The organism is Streptomyces callyspongiae, assembly GCF_047200695.1.
Taxonomy (GTDB): Bacteria; Actinomycetota; Actinomycetes; order Streptomycetales; family Streptomycetaceae; genus Streptomyces.
The window spans coordinates 1-15,684 of record NZ_JBJZOM010000005.1 but is presented as its reverse complement, the minus strand read 5'-3'; the positions used below and the strand labels follow the sequence as shown (position 1 = coordinate 15,684).

At 72.3% G+C, this 15,684-nt stretch carries 12 protein-coding genes; 1 reads left to right on the top strand and 11 read right to left on the bottom strand.

Annotated features, from left to right (window positions below):
- Window positions 1-75: 75 nt before the first annotated feature.
- The 6 genes from ACL06G_RS05660 to pyrG form a co-directional block, all read right to left on the bottom strand.
- On the bottom strand, window positions 76-786 hold the full coding sequence (locus ACL06G_RS05660; protein WP_412835581.1) for a hypothetical protein: 711 nt from the start codon (window positions 784-786) through the stop codon (window positions 76-78).
- Window positions 783-1,967: a ParA family protein gene (locus tag ACL06G_RS05655; RefSeq protein ID WP_412784122.1), complete on the bottom strand. Its 1,185-nt coding sequence runs from the start codon at window positions 1,965-1,967 to the stop codon at window positions 783-785. Before ACL06G_RS05655 ends, ACL06G_RS05660 begins: the two co-directional genes overlap by 4 nt.
- 361 nt (window positions 1,968-2,328) lie before the next feature.
- Complete coding sequence (ald, locus tag ACL06G_RS05650) at window positions 2,329-3,447, bottom strand: alanine dehydrogenase (protein ID WP_412784399.1); 1,119 nt, start codon at window positions 3,445-3,447, stop codon at window positions 2,329-2,331.
- A 231-nt stretch (window positions 3,448-3,678) separates the two neighbouring features.
- On the bottom strand, window positions 3,679-5,679 hold the full coding sequence (locus ACL06G_RS05645) for an NB-ARC domain-containing protein (protein ID WP_412784121.1): 2,001 nt from the start codon (window positions 5,677-5,679) through the stop codon (window positions 3,679-3,681).
- Between the two features lie 182 nt (window positions 5,680-5,861).
- Window positions 5,862-6,494, bottom strand: a complete 633-nt coding sequence (locus ACL06G_RS05640) for an NUDIX domain-containing protein (RefSeq protein WP_412784120.1) — start codon at window positions 6,492-6,494, stop codon at window positions 5,862-5,864.
- 3 nt (window positions 6,495-6,497) lie between these two features.
- Entirely contained in the window at window positions 6,498-8,186 is a 1,689-nt protein-coding gene (pyrG, locus tag ACL06G_RS05635; RefSeq protein WP_412784119.1) for a CTP synthase, read from the bottom strand.
- A gap of 309 nt (window positions 8,187-8,495) precedes the next feature.
- Between pyrG and ACL06G_RS05630 the strand changes: the two genes are divergently transcribed.
- Window positions 8,496-10,307: a glycoside hydrolase family 15 protein gene (locus ACL06G_RS05630; protein WP_412784118.1), complete on the top strand. Its 1,812-nt coding sequence runs from the start codon at window positions 8,496-8,498 to the stop codon at window positions 10,305-10,307.
- A gap of 33 nt (window positions 10,308-10,340) precedes the next feature.
- Here ACL06G_RS05630 and ACL06G_RS05625 read toward each other — a convergent pair whose 3' ends face one another.
- The 5 genes from ACL06G_RS05625 to ACL06G_RS05605 form a co-directional block, all read right to left on the bottom strand.
- A complete protein-coding gene (locus ACL06G_RS05625) occupies window positions 10,341-11,456 on the bottom strand; it encodes a glycosyltransferase family 4 protein (protein ID WP_412835510.1) in 1,116 nt (371 codons plus the stop codon).
- Between the two features lie 128 nt (window positions 11,457-11,584).
- Complete coding sequence (gene recN / locus ACL06G_RS05620) at window positions 11,585-13,327, bottom strand: DNA repair protein RecN (protein ID WP_412784116.1); 1,743 nt, start codon at window positions 13,325-13,327, stop codon at window positions 11,585-11,587.
- 137 nt (window positions 13,328-13,464) lie between these two features.
- Window positions 13,465-14,178, bottom strand: a complete 714-nt coding sequence (locus tag ACL06G_RS05615) for a hypothetical protein (RefSeq protein ID WP_412784115.1) — start codon at window positions 14,176-14,178, stop codon at window positions 13,465-13,467.
- Between the two features lie 128 nt (window positions 14,179-14,306).
- Window positions 14,307-14,696 (bottom strand): hypothetical protein, encoded by a 390-nt coding sequence (locus tag ACL06G_RS05610; protein ID WP_412784114.1) that lies wholly within the window; start codon window positions 14,694-14,696, stop codon window positions 14,307-14,309.
- Window positions 14,697-14,783: 87 nt separating this feature from the next.
- The gene (locus ACL06G_RS05605) at window positions 14,784-15,656 is read right to left on the bottom strand and encodes an NAD kinase (protein WP_412784398.1); all 873 of its coding nucleotides are present in this window, start codon (window positions 15,654-15,656) and stop codon (window positions 14,784-14,786) included.
- Window positions 15,657-15,684 lie beyond the last annotated feature (28 nt).

Below are 15,684 nucleotides of genomic sequence, written 5' to 3'. Positions count from 1 at the left end.
CAGCGTACTGGGCACGGCGGCACGAATCCGGCCCGGCTCACTCCGACGGGCTACCGCGTCCCGTCCGTGAACGGGTCAGCTGCCGCGCAGACGCCTGACGAGGATGCTCGCGTCCCCGCGGGACTCGAGATCGGCGAGGACGACGGCCACGGCCTCGCGGACGATCCGGCCGCGGTCGACGGCGAGACCGTGCTCGCCCCGCAGCACCAGGCGGGCGTGTTCCAGGTCCATCAGCTCCTCGGCGGAGACGTAGACCGTGATCTTCTCGTCGTGGCGTTCCCGGCCGCTGGGGCGCCGTGCCGCCCGGGTGCGGCGCGGGGTTCCGGCGGCGTTCTGCCGCCCCTGCCGCTGCGGATTCCGCCGGTCGTCGGGCGACGTGCCGGTCGGTGGTGATCCGGCGCTCCGGCGGGCAGCAGCGCCCGGACCGGGTGCCCGGTTACGTTCCGGTGCGGGCGCGGTGCCCTCGGACGACGTACCGGAGGGGTTCCGGCCGGGGGGCGATCCCTGTGCAGGACCGCGCCGGCCCCGCATGCCGTGCTCCGACGGCCCGGGAGTGCCGGAACGGCCGGGAGGAGCAGGGGCACCGGGCCTCGCCGCGGACCCGTGCGGGGGAGCCGCTTCGTCCCGGGCGGGTGCGTGTTCGTCGGTGCGCTCCTGGTCCGGTTCACCCGCCGGGCGGGGTACCCGGGGTTCCTCGGCTTCCTCTGCGGCTCCGGGGGCCGCGGAGGGCTGGACGGAGGAGCCCCCGGTGCTGCGGAACAGTTCGTCGGCTGCCGGAAGACTCACTCGGCGTGGCACCGGGCGAGCACCTCCCTGGCGAGCTGGCGGTAGGCGGCGGCTCCCACGGAGTTGGAGGCGTAGGTGGTGATCGGCTCACCCGCGACGGTGGTCTCCGGGAAACGCACGGTGCGTCCGATGACGGTGTGGTAGACGCTGTCGCCGAACGCCTCGACGACTCTCGCGAGCACCTCGCGGCTGTGGACGGTGCGCGAGTCGTACATGGTGGCGAGGATGCCGTCGAGTTCCAGTTCCGGGTTGAGGCGTTCCTGGACCTTCTCGATCGTCTCGGTGAGCAGTGCCACTCCGCGCAGCGCGAAGAACTCGCACTCCAGCGGGACGATCACCTTGTGCGCGGCCGTCAGGGCGTTGACCGTGAGCAGACCGAGCGACGGCTGGCAGTCGATGACGATGAAGTCGTAGTCGGGAAGCAGCGGGGTCAGGGCGCGCTGCAGCGTCGACTCGCGCGCGACCTCGCTGACCAGCTGGACCTCGGCGGCGGAGAGGTCGATGTTGCTCGGCAGCAGGTCCATGCCGGCGACGGCCGTCTTGAGCAGCACCTCGTCCGGCGACATGCCCCGCTCCATGAGCAGGTTGTAGACGGTGAGGTCGAGTTCCATCGGATTGACCCCGAGCCCGACGGAGAGTGCGCCCTGGGGGTCGAAGTCGACCAGCAGGACGCGCCGTCCGTACTCGGCGAGTGCCGCTCCCAGGTTGATGGTCGAGGTGGTCTTGCCCACCCCGCCCTTCTGGTTGCACATGGCGATGATCTTCGCCGGGCCCGGCTCGTTGACGGGCCCGGGGATCGGGAAGTAAGGAAGCGGCCGGCCGGTGGGGCCGATGCGTTCGCGCCTCTGACGGGCCGCGTCGGGGGCGAGGGTGGCGGCGTACTCGGGGTCCGGCTCGAAATCGGCGTCCGGGTCGTAGAAGTGACCGTCCGGCAGGTCCGGCCGGTCGGATGCGTGGTCGGCGGGGCGACCACCGGTCGCGCTGTCCGGGACGTCGTCGGCCTGCGGGTTCACGTGGTGGCCGTCCATGCTCTGGTGGGCTTGTGTCTGGGGCTGGTTGCCCTGGCGGGCGGCGAAGGTGCGGACGGCGACGGAGCCGACAGCATCGGCCCCCGAGGAGTCCTGGCGCGCGACCGGCTCTCCTGGCTGACCATCCCCGGGAGAAAATGTCGACTCATTCACAAGTCGTCCTACCTCCTTGGCGACCAGGAAACTTCTGGACAAGGTCAGCGTGCACCGTGCCGACGACTGGTGACTCTATGGCGTGCCGGGTGTCCTCAGCAACACAATCCGCCACAGACGACCGGCGCCCTCCCCGCCGGAGGCCCTGCTGTCAAGAGCGTCAGGACGCGACGAGCAGCATTTTCCGCCCTGACGAAACATAAAAAAGGTTGCATTCGACGCCAGTTGGACAGCGCCCGCGGGGGAGACGGAGGGTGTGCCGACGCGACGGCCGGCCCCCGGCATGTCGGGGACCGGCCGGTGATACCGGGGGGACGACGTTGACGACCGGAGTTGACCTGCCGTCAGAAAGGTCGACTTGTCATCCGAGCAGCGTGTTGAGGTCGACGGTGGCAGAGATCCCGTGGGCCTCGGCCACCGGACCGTAGACGACGCTTCCCTCGTGCGTGTTGAGCCCCTTGGCCAGCGCGGCGTCGCGGCGCAGCGCGTCGCGCCAACCGCGGTTGGCGAGTTCGACGATGTAGGGCAGCGTCGCGTTGGTGAGGGCGTACGTCGAGGTGCTGGGGACCGCACCCGGCATGTTGGCCACGCAGTAGAACACCGAGTCGTGCACGGTGAACGTGGGTTCGGCGTGCGTGGTGGGGCGCGAGTCCTCGAAGCAGCCGCCCTGGTCGATCGCGATGTCGACAAGAACACTTCCCGGCTTCATCCGGGAGACCAGCTCGTTGGTCACGAGCTTGGGCGCCTTGGCGCCGGGGATGAGGACGGCGCCGATCACCAGGTCGGCCTGGAGCACGGCCTGCTCGAGCGAGAGCGCGTTGGAGGCGACCGTCTGCACCTTGGTGCCGAAAATGCGGTCCGCCTCACGGAGCTTGTTCACGTCCTTGTCCAGGAGCGTGACGTGGAAGCCCATGCCGACGGCGATCTGCGTGGCGTTCCACCCCGAGACCCCGCCTCCGACGACCACGGCCCGAGCGGCACCGGTGCCCGGCACGCCGCCCGGCAGCACGCCGCGTCCACCGGCCGATCGCATGAGGTGGTAGGCGCCGACCTGCGGCGCGATGCGCCCCGCCACCTCGGACATGGGAGCGAGCAGCGGAAGCGCCCGGCCGGCCGTCTCCACCGTCTCGTAGGCGATCGAGGTGGTTCCCGACTGGAGAAGAGCGTCGGTGCACTCGCGCGAGGCGGCCAGGTGGAGGTAGGTGAAGAGCGTCTGGTCCTTCCGCAGCCGGTGGTACTCCTCCGCGATCGGCTCCTTGACCTTCAGCAGCAGGTCGGCGGTCGCCCACACCTCGTCCGCCGTGTCGAGGATGGTCGCACCCGCTGCCGTGTACTCCGCGTCGGGGATGGCGGAGCCGACACCGGCGTCCCGCTCGACGTAGACCTGGTGACCGTTGCGCACCAGTTCGTGCACGCCGGCCGGGGTGATGGCCACGCGGAACTCGTTGTTCTTGACCTCGCGGGGGATGCCGACCTTCACGTCGATCACGGTCCTTGCCTTCTTCGGATGCAGGGCGAGAGCCGGGTGCATGCCGTCACATCGGCATGTGGAGGGAGATGCCGGATGCAGCCGGAACGACCACAGCGGAGCCAGTCTAATGAAGGATGCTCCGCTGTCTAGCCTTGCAAAGGCTTAATTTTTCGCCAGCCTGCCACCGGTTTCGCAGGTCTGTACGCGTTGTGCAGAGAGGGCCACCACGTGTCGACGGCGTCACCCTCCCGCGAGGTCGCGCAGCTCCTCCCCCGCGGCACGGTGGCGTCGCGCCGCGGCGGTGTCGCCCGCGTCCGCGCACAGACCGGCGAGGCGCATCCGGAGCGCGGCCTGCAGCGGCACGTCCCTGGCCCGCCGGGCGGCGGCCAGCGCCGCCTCGCAGCTGCGGAGCGCCTCGCTCCGCCGGCCCGCCCGCTCCTGCTCGCGGGCGGCAGCGCCCAGCGCCCGCCCCTGACCCGCGTGGTCCTGCAACCGTCGGCAGGCCGCTGCGGCGGCACGCCATTCGCGGAGCGCCTCCCGGTGATCACCGGCCCGGCCGCACGCGTCCGCCACCCGCCCATGGAGCCTGGCGATGTCGGCGAGCGCTCCGGCGGTCTGCCGCTGCGCCAGGGCGCGCCCGTACCAGTCGGCGGCACGCGACCAGTCTCCGAGCAGTCCGTGGGTCTCGCCGAGCGCCTCCAACGCCCTCGCGGCGGCAGCGAGGTCCCGCGCGGCACGGGCGGCGTCGAGCGTCTCGCGGTAGCGGGCAGCGGCACGGGCGTACCGTCCGGACCCCGCATCCAGGTCGGCGAGGGCGAGCAGTGCATGGGCCCGCTCCCGCGGCAGTCCGCGTCGGCGCGCCACCTGCAGCACAAGATCCTGCACCTGGTACACCTCGGCAGCGCTCTCTTCCGGTGCGCGGTGCGCCGCCAGGCACCGCAGCAGGCCGTGCGCCAGGCGGCGCGCGAGCGTGTCCAGCTCTCCCCGCCCCTCCGCGACCGCGAGGCGGACGGCCGCGACCAGGGCGTCCCGCCGAGAGGTCAGCCAGTCGTCGGCCGCCGCCGCATCGGCGAAGCGCACGGCCCGGGGCAGTTCGGCCGCCCGCCCGGGGCCCAGCGCTCCGGCCGGCTCCGCAGCCGCCCAGCAGGCGTGGAGGCGGCGCACCGTACGCTCCAGCATGCGGGCCCGGGCCGGCATCAGCTCCGCCGGACGGTCCGCCGCCGCCGATTCGGCGCGGAGCAGCGGTTCCAGGCACCCGGGGAGTGTCCACCGGTCGTCGCTGCCGCCCCGCAGCAGCCCCAGAGCGGTCAGCTCGCGGAGCATCCCCTCCGCGGTTCCGGGAGGACAGCCGATGAGGGCGGAGGCGGTGTGGGCGTCGACGAGGCCGGCCGGGACGAGGGGCAGCAACCGCAGCAGTCGCGCCGAGGAGGCGGGGAGCGAACGGAACACCATGCGGAACGCACGGGCCAGCCGGTCCGGAACGGGCCCACCCTCGGCACCGGTCGTCCCTTCCAGTTCCGCGGTGGCCTCCGAGACGGAGACCTTCGGGCGGGCCGCGAGCCACCCGCCGACCATCACCAGGGCTGCGGGAAGGTTCCCGCACGCCTCGGCGAGGGCCTCGGCCCGACGGGGGTCGACGGTCAGCCGCGGCGTGGGCCCCGATCGGCTGCGGAGCAGTTCGACGGCGGCCCCCCGCTCCAGACCCCCGACGGTGCAGGGACGCACGTCGGGGATCGAGGTCAGCGGCCCGGAGGCGACGGCGACGACGAGGCAGCCGCGGCTGTCGGGCAGCAGTTCCAGGACCTGTTCGGCGGCGACGACGTCGTCGCACAGCAGCAGGACGCGGCGGGCGGTCAGCTCGGCACGCAGCAGGGCGGTGAGCTCGTCGGTGTCGGCGCCGGGAGGGACGGGCGCGGCGCGCAGCCGGGCGAGCAGGTCCCGAGCGGTCCGTTCCGTGGGGACGGGCACTCCGCCCGGTTCGCTGAGCCGGGTGCGGAGCACACCGCCGGGATAGTCGGCGGCGACGCGGCGGGCGAACTCCTCGGCCAGGGCGGTACGGCCGGATCCGGGGCGTCCGGCGACGAGGAGCACCCGGCTCCCCGGGACCGGTCGACCGGCGAGCGTGCTGAGGCCCGTGCTGTCGAGGTCGGCGCTCAGCTGCCGCAGTTCGCGTTCCCGCCCGGTGACCCCGGGCGGGGCGGCGACCGTCGGCGCACCGCCCCGCGCCGCCTGATCCGTCACGGGTCACGCTCCCGTCCGCGTCTGCACCTGTGGGTTCCCGAGCCCGCCCGACCGGAGTCGGCGGGGACGCACCGAGCGTAGTTCACCCGATGCGTCCCGGGAGCCGCTGCGCGGCGGTCGGACGGCTCGAAGATCACTGCATCGGATCACGCACCCGGCACGGGCGGACGGGAGCTGTCACCTCATGCCGTGAACGGGCGCGCGGGCCAGGACGCGTCCGCGGGGCGCAGCGCGTCCGGCCCGCCGGAGGTGAGCGCCGCGTTCAGCGCGAGCACACCGACGACGAGGCAGTTGTTGTGCAGCTCGCCCGCCAGTACGCCCCGCACCAGTTCCGGGAGCGGCACGCGCGCGTGCTCCATCTCCGCTTCCTCCTCGGTGACCTCGAAGCGGTCGCCCTCCGCCTCGCGGACCCCCCGGGCGAGGAAGATGCGGACGGCTTCGTCGCAGCCTCCCGGCGTCGTGTAGACGTCGGTCAGCACGCGCCAGTCGTCCGCCGTGACGTGCGCCTCCTCGTAGAGCTCGCGCTGCGCGGCGTGCAGCGGGTTCTCCCCGGGCACGTCGAGCAGGCCGGCCGGGATCTCCCAGAGCGTGTGCCGCACCGGGTGGCGGTACTGGCTCAGCACCAGGACGCGATCCTGCTCGTCGAGTGCGAGCACGGCCACGGACCCGGGGTGCACCTGGTAGTCGCGGCTGACGACGCTGTCGTCCGGCATGACCACGTCGTCCGTGCGGACGCTGGTCTTCTTGCCCCGGAACGGGACGGCGGAAGCCCGAACCGGCCACTCCTCGGGACGGTCGGCGATCCGTTGCCGCATGCCTCAGGCCTCCTCGGAGGACAGGGGCGTGCCGTGCCCGACCTGCTGCCGCTCGACGGCCGCCTTCACCAGGCCGGCGAAGAGGGGGTGCGGGCGGGTCGGCCGGGACCGCAGTTCGGGGTGGGCCTGCGTGGCGACGAGGTAGGGGTGGACCTCGCGCGGGTATTCGACGTACTCGACCAGCTTGTTGTCCGGCGACGTGCCGGAGAAGACCAGCTGTGCCTTCTTCTCCAGCTCCTTGCGGTAGGTGTTGTTGACCTCGTAGCGGTGGCGGTGCCGCTCCTCCACGTACGGTTCGCCGCCGTAGACCTCGCGGACGATCGACCCTTCGGCGAGCTTGGCCGGGTACAGGCCGAGCCGCATGGTGCCGCCCATGTCGCCGTCGCCGGCGACGATGTCGAGCTGCTCCTCCATCGTGGAGATCACGGGATGGGCGGCGCCCCGGTCGAACTCGGTGGAGTCGGCGCCCTCGATCCCGGCCAGGTTGCGGGCGGCCTCGACCACGATGCACTGCAGGCCGAGGCACAGGCCGAGCAGCGGGATGCCCTTCTCGCGTGCGTAGGTGATGGCGTCGAGCTTGCCCTCCACGCCGCGCTCGCCGAATCCGCCGGGGATCACCACGGCGTCGACGTCGCCGAGTTGCCGTTCGGCTCCTGCCGGGGTGCGGCAGTCGTCGGAGGTCACCCACTTGATGCGGGCGCGCGCGTTGTTGGCGAAGCCACCGGCGCGAATGGCCTCGGTCACCGACAGGTAGGCGTCGGGGAGGTCGATGTACTTGCCGACCAGGGCGACGGTGACCTCGTGGTCGGGCTGGTGCACCCGGCGCAGCAGATCGTCCCACTGGGTCCAGTCCACGTCGCGGAACGGCAGGTCCAGCTTGCGCACAGCGAACGCGTCGAGCCCCTCGGTGTGGAGCACCTTGGGGATGTCGTAGATCGACTTGGCGTCGATGGCGGCGACCACGGCGGCGTCGTCGACGTCGCACATCAACGAGATCTTGCTCTTGATCGAGGCCGGAACCTCGCGGTCGGCGCGCAGCACGATGGCGTCGGGCTGGATGCCGATGTTCCGCAGCGCGGCGACCGAGTGCTGGGTCGGCTTGGTCTTCAACTCGCCCGAGGGGCCGATGTACGGGAGCAGTGAGATGTGCACGACGAGCACGTTGTCCCGCCCCACTTCATGGCGGACCTGCCGCACGGCCTCGAGGAACGGCAGCGACTCGATGTCGCCGACCGTGCCGCCGACCTCCGTGATGACGACGTCGACGTCGTCGGTCGCCATCCGCCGGATGCGGTTCTTGATCTCGTTGGTGATGTGGGGGATGACTTGCACGGTGTCACCGAGGTATTCGCCGCGGCGCTCCTTGGCGATCACCGAGGAGTACACCTGTCCGGTGGTCACGTTGGCGGAACCGTCGAGGTCGACGTCCAGGAAACGCTCGTAGTGCCCGATGTCCAGGTCGGTCTCGGCTCCGTCGTTGGTGACGAAGACCTCACCGTGCTGGAACGGGTTCATGGTGCCCGGGTCGACGTTCAGGTACGGGTCCAGCTTCTGCATGGTCACCCGCAGACCCCGCGCCTTGAGCAGAGCGCCGAGACTGGAGGCGGTGAGCCCCTTGCCGAGGGAGGAGGCAACACCCCCGGTGACGAAGAGGTGCTTGGTCGTCACGGACGACGCGGGTCGGTTCGGCATGGCCAAGAGGGGCTCCCGTGGTCGCTTGGTGAGGTGCGCACCGGCGTTCTGGCAGGCTGCACAGGGTGCCGTCGCTGAGGTCGGGGGGCGGCCGATCCGAGGAGCGGATGTCGATTCCGTGCCCACCGGTCCACGGGCCACCAGGGTATCAGTAGCAGGCTGTGACGGTGCCGCGTGTGCGGACGGGGCGCCGAAGGTAGGGCGGATCACATTGCACGCGGCGTATGCTGCGCGGACACTCGCATGGGCAGGATGGACCTGTACGCGCCCCGCGGGGCGCTGTGATCCGCAGTTCGACTGGAGACGCACGTGCCAGGGCGCATCGAGGACTACGCACTGATCGGGGACATGCAGACGGCTGCCCTGGTCTGCCGGGACGGCTCGGTCGACTGGCTGTGCCTGCCGCGCTTCGACTCCGACGCGGTCTTCGCGGGCCTCCTGGGATCGGAGACCAACGGCTTCTGGCGCATCGGCCCCTCGCATGCCGTGGACGGCGGGCCGCCCGCGGCGACCCGCCGGCGCTACCGCGGGGAGTCGCTGGTACTGGAGTCGGAGTGGGACACCCCCCGCGGCACGGTGCGCGTCATCGACTTCATGCCGCCGCGCGGGACGGGGACTCCGCAGCTGACGCGGATCGTCGAGGGAGTCAGTGGGCGCGTGCCGATGCGCTCGGCGCTCCGGATGCGGTTCTCCTACGGCTGGGTCGTGCCGTGGATGCACAAGGTGGACGGCCGTTCGGTGGCTGTCGCGGGGCCGGACTCGGTGTGGCTGGACGCCGATGCGGAGACCTACGGCGAGAACCTGACCACGTACGCCGACTTCACCGTCGCACCGGGCGAGCGGATCGCTCTGTCGATCAGCTGGCAGCCTTCGCACCACGAGCCGCCGCCGCTGCCGACGCCCGAGGCAGCGCTGCACAACACCGAGGAGTTCTGGCGCGGCTGGGTCGAGCACTGCACCTACCACGGCCCGTACCGCGAGGCCGTCGTCCGCTCCCTCATCACTCTCAAGGCCCTGACCTACTCCCCCACGGGCGGCATCGTGGCCGCGCCCACCACCTCGCTGCCCGAGGACATCGGTGGCTCGCGCAACTGGGACTACCGCTTCACCTGGCTGCGGGACGCTGCGATCACGCTGTCGTCGCTGCTGCGCACCGGATACCGCGAGGAGGCACGGGCCTGGCGGGAGTGGCTGCTGCGCGCGGTCGCAGGGGACCCGGAGCACCTCCAGATCATGTACGGCATCGCCGGTGAGCGTGATCTGGGTGAGCGCGAGCTGAACTGGCTGCCCGGGTACGAGGGGTCGGCGCCGGTGCGCATCGGCAACGGCGCGGCGGGCCAGCTGCAGCTCGACGTGTACGGCGAGGTCACCGAGGCGCTGCACCTGGCGCACATGACGGGGCTGGCCCGCAACGACTACGCGCAGCTGCTCCAGCTGAAGCTCATCAACTATCTCGAGGAGCACTGGGACGAGCCGGACGAGGGCATCTGGGAGGTGCGGGGTCCGCGTCGCCACTTCGTCCACTCCAAGGTGATGGCCTGGGTGGCGGTGGACCGTACCTGCAAGCTGATCGAGTCCGGGGACGTGGACGGCCCGTTGGAACGCTGGCAGGAGTTGCGCGACACCATCCACCGGACGGTGTGCGAGAAGGGGTACGACGCCGAACGCAACACCTTCACGCAGTCGTACGGTTCGAAGGAACTGGATGCCTCGCTGCTGCTCATCCCGCAGATGGGCTTCCTGCCGCCGGACGACAAGCGGGTGGTGGGGACGGTGGAGGCGATCCAGCGTGAACTCTCCACCGAGGACGGCTTCCTGCTGCGGTACCCGACTTCCAGCGAAGTGGGCGACGAGAACGTCGACGGGCTCGAGGGGGACGAGGGTGCCTTCCTGGCCTGCTCGTTCTGGCTGGCCGACGACCTGGCGATGATCGGCCGCGTCGACGAGGCGCGCAAGCTCTTCGAGAAGCTGCTGGCGCTGCGGAACGATCTGGGACTGCTGGCCGAGGAGTGGGATCCGCGGCGGCAGCGCCAGGTCGGCAACTTCCCGCAGGCCTTCAGCCACGTGCCTCTCATTGACACGGCACTGCGGCTGACGGCTTCGGGCGCCTACGGGGGCTGACGGGTCCGTGGCGGGAGGGACGCCCCGACTGCATCAGGCGGCGGGCGACGCGAGGAGCTCGTCGTAGACGCTCAACACGTGGGCGATGCTGTGCTCCTCCGTGGGCAGTGCGGCCCCCCGGCTGCGGCTCACGAAGGACATCTCCGCGAGCCCGGCCGGTTCTTCCAGCAGGCGGGCCACGGTACCGGCCAGCGCCTCGGCGTCTCCGGGACGGGTCAGTGCCCCTGCTTCTCCCGCCAGTTCGCGCACTTCGTGCGCGCCGGTTCCCACCAGTGGCACGCCGGCCCACAGCGCCTCCCGGGCGAACAGCTCCTGGTCCGCGTCCCCGGGGGTGAGCATCGCGAGGTCCGCGACGTGCAGCAGGTCGAGCACGTCGTCACGGCGTCCGAGCAGGCGTACCGGGAGTTCCTCGGTGTCGATCATCGCCTGCAGCGCGGCGCGTTCCGGGCCCTCTCCGACAACAGCGAGAAGCGGCGGCGGGCCGAGCCGCCGCCAGGAACGGGCCGCCGTGAGCGCCGTGCGGTAGGTGTGACGCGCGTCGAGTCGGCCGGCGGCGAGCAGCAACGGGCGGTCCACCGCGCCGATTTCGGCACGGAGTTTCGGGCCGTGTTCGGCATCCTCGGTCTCGCTGTCCGCACGACGCGGCACGGCCGGTGCGGGTGGGGCGAGCCGGACGTCGCGGGCTCCGCACAGACGTGCGCGGTCGACGAGGCCGGTGCTGGCTGCCAGCACCACGGAGGCCGCAGCGGCGACCCGGCGCTCCAGCAGGCGCAGCGCCCTCTCGCGGACCGGTTCCGGCTCGCGAGGGTGCCAGTTCACGATCAGCGGCGCCCGGGGGCGGCGCAGTTGCCGTGCGAGTGCGGCGAGCGCGGCCGCACGCTGTCCGTGCGCGTGGACGAGGTCCGCCTCGGCGAGAGCTGCCCGGAGGCTGCGGACGGCCCGTCGCCCGCTGCCTCCCGGGATCACGCGGGCACCGGCCTCGGTCAGTCCACATGCGATTTCCGCCCGAGGCGGTGCGTGGACGGTGACACGGATGCCGTGGGCGACCAGGCCGGCGACGAGGGACCGCAGGTGGGCGCAGGTGACGGCCGAGGGAACGTCATGGTCCGGGCCGGGTGCGGCGCATCCGAGCACGTGCAGTACGTGCACGGGCCTACGGCGGGGCGGGGAGGTCGGCTCGACGCGGCAGGTCACGATGGGTCAAGCTCCTGGAGGGGGGAGTGGTCGCCTGACAGTCTGACAGGTGCCGCCCACACTTCCGCACCGGCGCGGCAGCGTCACACCGCGGACCGGGCCGCCTCCAGGAGTTCCTCGGCGTGTGCACGGGCCAGTTCGGAGTCCTCCTGCCCTGCGAGCATTCGCGAGAGCTCGCGCACGCGGTCCTCCCCGGACATGGCTTTCACCCCGCTCCGGGTGACCGAGCCGTCGTCCGTCTTCTCCACCACGAGGTGGCGGTCGGCGAAGGCGGCCACCTGGGGGAGGTGCGTGACGACGACGACCTGTGCCGAGCGGGCCAGCCGGGCGAGCCGTCGTCCGACCTCCACCGCGGCCTTGCCTCCGACGCCGGCGTCGACCTCGTCGAACAGGTAGGTCGGCACCGGGTCGGTGTCCGCGAACACGACCTCGACGGCCAGCATGACCCGGGACAGTTCACCACCGGAGGCCCCCTTGGCGACGGGGCGCGGTGCCGCACCGGGGTGCGGTGCCAGCAGGAGTTCGACCTCGTCCGTGCCGTGCGGGCCGTAGGCGCAGAGCGCACCGTCGATGTCCAGCCCCTGCGGGTCCTCGGTGCGGCGGAGCGCGAACGACACCCGGGCGTGGGGCATGGCGAGTTCCGCGAGCTCCTCGGTCACGGCGTCGGCGAACCGCTTCGCGGCGCCCGTACGGGCCTGGGTCAACTGGCGCGCGAGGTTCACCAGTTCGGCGCGCAGGGCGTCCCGTTCGGCGGTCAGCTCCCCGATCCGGTCGTCGTCGCCCTCGAGTTCGGTGAGCCGCTCCGCGCTCCGCTCGGACCAGGCGAGGACTCCGGCGATGTCGTCCGCGTACTTGCGTGTCAGCTGCGTCAGGGCGGCGCGGCGCTCCTCGACGGCGGCAAGGCGCTGCGGATCGGCGTCCAGGTCGTCGGCGTAGCCCGCCAGCTCACCGGCGACGTCGGCGAGCAGGATGGAGACCTCGCTCAACCGGTCCGCGAGCGCGGCCAGCGCGGGATCGTGGGAGCGGACGGCGTCCAGCGCACGGTGTGCCCCGGCCACGAGGGCGACGGCGTCGACGCCCTCCGGATCGGCCGGGTCGCCGGCGAGCGCACCGTGCGCCGTGGCGGCGGCGGAGGCGAGGGCGTCCGCGTGGCCGAGCCGTTCCGCCTCCGCGGCGAGTTCGGTGTCCTCGCCGGACCGGGGCTCGGCCGCGGCGATCTCCTCGATGCCGAAGCGCAGCAGGTCGGCCTCCTGCGCCCGCTCGCGGGCCCGTGTGGTGAGCTCGTCCAGCTCCAGGGTCACGGCCCGCAGGCGCTTGTAGGCCTCGGACCATGCGGCGAGCGGGCCGGCCACCGCGTCGCCGGCGTACCGGTCGAGTGCCTGCCGTTGGCGTGCGGGCCGCAGCAGCCCCTGCTGATCGGTCTGCCCGTGCACGGCGACGAGGTCGTCCCCGAGGTCGGCGAGCACTCCGATCGGCACCGACCGGCCTCCGGCGTGGGCACGGGAGCGCCCTTCGGCGGAGACCGTGCGGCTGAGCAGCAGTTCCGCCTCGTCGAGTTGAGCACCGGCGTCGGCGGCACGGACCGCGGCGGGGTCGTCCGGTGCCACTGCCACGCGCCCCTCGACCACGGCCGCCTTGGCTCCGACACGTACGAGGGCGGCGTCTGCGCGGCCGCCGAAGAGCAGGCCGAGGCTGGTGACGACCATGGTCTTGCCCGCACCCGTCTCACCGGTCACCGCGGTGAAGCCGGGGGACAGCTCGACGACGGCGTCGTCGATCACGCCCAGATCCTTGATCCTCATCTCCTGCAACACGGATACGACCATACGAGGTTCTCCCCGGGATGCCAGCCCCGGGCGTGTCGGCCGGTGCCGCCCCGCGGGAGGCACCGGGAGAGCCGCACGCCCCCGGGAGGTCCGGCGGCGGTTCCCGGGGGCGTGCGGCTGCGGGTCCGGCCCGCTGCTCAGTGGTGGTGGTCGTCGTCGTGGTGTCCGGGCTCCGAGGAGGCCTTCCGCTCACCGTCCTCCGCGGAAGCGGACGAGCCCGGTACGCGGCTCGGTTCCTGCGTGTCGCGTTCGGCGGGAGCGGTGGATTCCTCGTGTCCCGGGGAGTCGTGGTGCCCGCCGTCGGCGTCCTCGTCCCCGTGGGAGTGCCCGCCGTGCTCGGCATGGCTGTGCACCATGGCCGCCTGGACGGCCGGAACGGACACCCCGGTCACGCCTGCCGCGACGGCGCCCACCACGAGGACGGCCGCCGACGAGGTCGCGAAGCCCTTGGGATTGCGGGATGCGAACGCCCACAGCACGGCGAGTATCAGTACCGCTTCGAGGGCGGCTGCCGTGAGGCCGGCTCGTCCCATCTCCTCCGGGGCACCGGCGAACGGGCCGAAGGGCAGACCGGTGGTACGGCTCGTCGCCCAGACCGCGAGGGCACCCGCCTCGACGAGCAGCCCCGCGGCGAGGACCGCGCGATTCCCGGTCCTGAGCACGGTGAGTCCCCAGACCGCCTGGAACGCCGCCAGCGCGAAGAAGAAGGCTCCCGCGGCCCACCACTCGGTCCAGTGCTGCGGCCCGGCAGCGAGGTGGACCGCAGCCGCACCCAGCGAGGTGGAGGCGGCGAGGATCCGCGGGACCCCGATATCGTCGAGCAGTCGGTGGGGCATGTGCGTGTGCGACATGGTTGTGCATCCGTTTCATCGGGTCACCGGCGAGCAGCGGATTCCCACGCGCGCCGCGGCGTCCCTCCGGCCGGTGGAAAGCGGAACGGGACGGCAGACTGTGCACCTCGGGACGCGCGTGGCCGCTGCTACACCTGGATCACGGACAGTTGGGTCCGTGACGGCCGGGCGGCCGGACGGGCGGAGCCGCGGGGCACCGGATACCCGTCGCCGCAGTCGGCTGCACCGGACCGAACGCCCGACGGACGATCGACGGCGACCGGCAGGGCGGGGGCTGCCCCCATCATGAGGTCGCAGTCCGGCCCGTCGTGACCTCCGCCGCGTGCGGGGGCGTGGTGATTCCGGTGCGAACCGGGTGCCCCTGTCCGCTCGTCGTCCGGAAGCGCGGTATGCACGGCGGAAGCGGGCGAGGAGTGGGCACCCGTGTCCGTGTGGGAAGCGGCGCCGGTGACGCCGTGGCCCAGGAAGAAGGCGGCGAGCACGAGGAGCAGCACACAGCGTGCGCTCGTGGCCGTCATGCCTCGCCCCTCCTCACCCGGCGGGCCGGGACTCGCCGTCCGCCGCGGAGAAGGTACCAGCCCCCCGCCGTGCCGGAGCGCGAGCCGTCACCTGCGGGCGCCCCGCCATCCCGCCACCGGAAGGGCGAACTTCGCCACGAGGCGGTCGGTGAAAGAGGCATGGTGCAGTCTCGCCAGCCGCACCGGGACGGCGCCGCGACGGACCTCGACCCGTGCGCCGGCAGGGAGTTCGACGCTCCGGCGGCCGTCGCACCACAGTACGCCGTGCGGCGTCTGCGGCTGCACCTCCACCGCGAGCACCGAGTCGGGCGAGGTGACCAGGGGTTTCGCGAACAGGGCGTGCGCGCTGATGGGGACCATGAGCAGCGCCGCGACCTCCGGCCACACCACGGGGCCTCCGGCGGAGAAGGCGTACGCCGTGGAGCCGGTGGGCGTCGCGAAGACGACGCCGTCCCCTCCGAAGCCGGAGACCGGACGGCCGTCGACCTCGGTGACGACCTCGAGCATGCGTTCCCGCGAGGCCTTCTCCACGGAGGCCTCGTTGAGCGCCCAGTCGCGGTGCACGACCTGTCCGTCGTTGCGCACCTGCACGTCGAGGGTCATGCGTTCCTCGACCTCGTAGGAGCGGTCCACCACGCGGTGCACGACCTTGTCGAGGTCGTCGCGTTCGGCCTCGGCGAGGAATCCCACCCTGCCGAGATTGACGCCCAGCATCGGCACGCCCGAGGCGCGGGCGAACTCCGCGCCCCGCAGCAGCGTGCCGTCGCCGCCGAGGACGACCAGGAGTTCGCAGCCGTCCAGGACGTCCGGGGCGGCGTCGACGGTCTCCACCTCGGCGGGCAGCGGGAGGTCGCTCGCCTCCTCGCCGAGCACCCGCACGCCGATCCGGTTGCGCAGCAGTCCCTGCACGACGAGTTCCGCGCTGCGCACGGCGGCCGGACGTCCGGTGTGGGCGAGCAGGAAGACGGTACGCGTGGTCTCACCGGGT

What these genes read in the sequence shown, in the direction of transcription:
- pyrG (WP_412784119.1), bottom strand. Translation starts at nt 8,186, where the DNA reads ATGCCGAACCGACCCGCGTCGTCCGTGACGACCAAGCACCTCTTCGTC.
- recN (WP_412784116.1), bottom strand. Translation starts at nt 13,327, where the DNA reads ATGGTCGTATCCGTGTTGCAGGAGATGAGGATCAAGGATCTGGGCGTG.
- ACL06G_RS05610 (WP_412784114.1), bottom strand. Translation starts at nt 14,696, where the DNA reads ATGACGGCCACGAGCGCACGCTGTGTGCTGCTCCTCGTGCTCGCCGCC.
- ACL06G_RS05640 (WP_412784120.1), bottom strand. Translation starts at nt 6,494, where the DNA reads ATGCGGCAACGGATCGCCGACCGTCCCGAGGAGTGGCCGGTTCGGGCT.
- ACL06G_RS05615 (WP_412784115.1), bottom strand. Translation starts at nt 14,178, where the DNA reads ATGTCGCACACGCACATGCCCCACCGACTGCTCGACGATATCGGGGTC.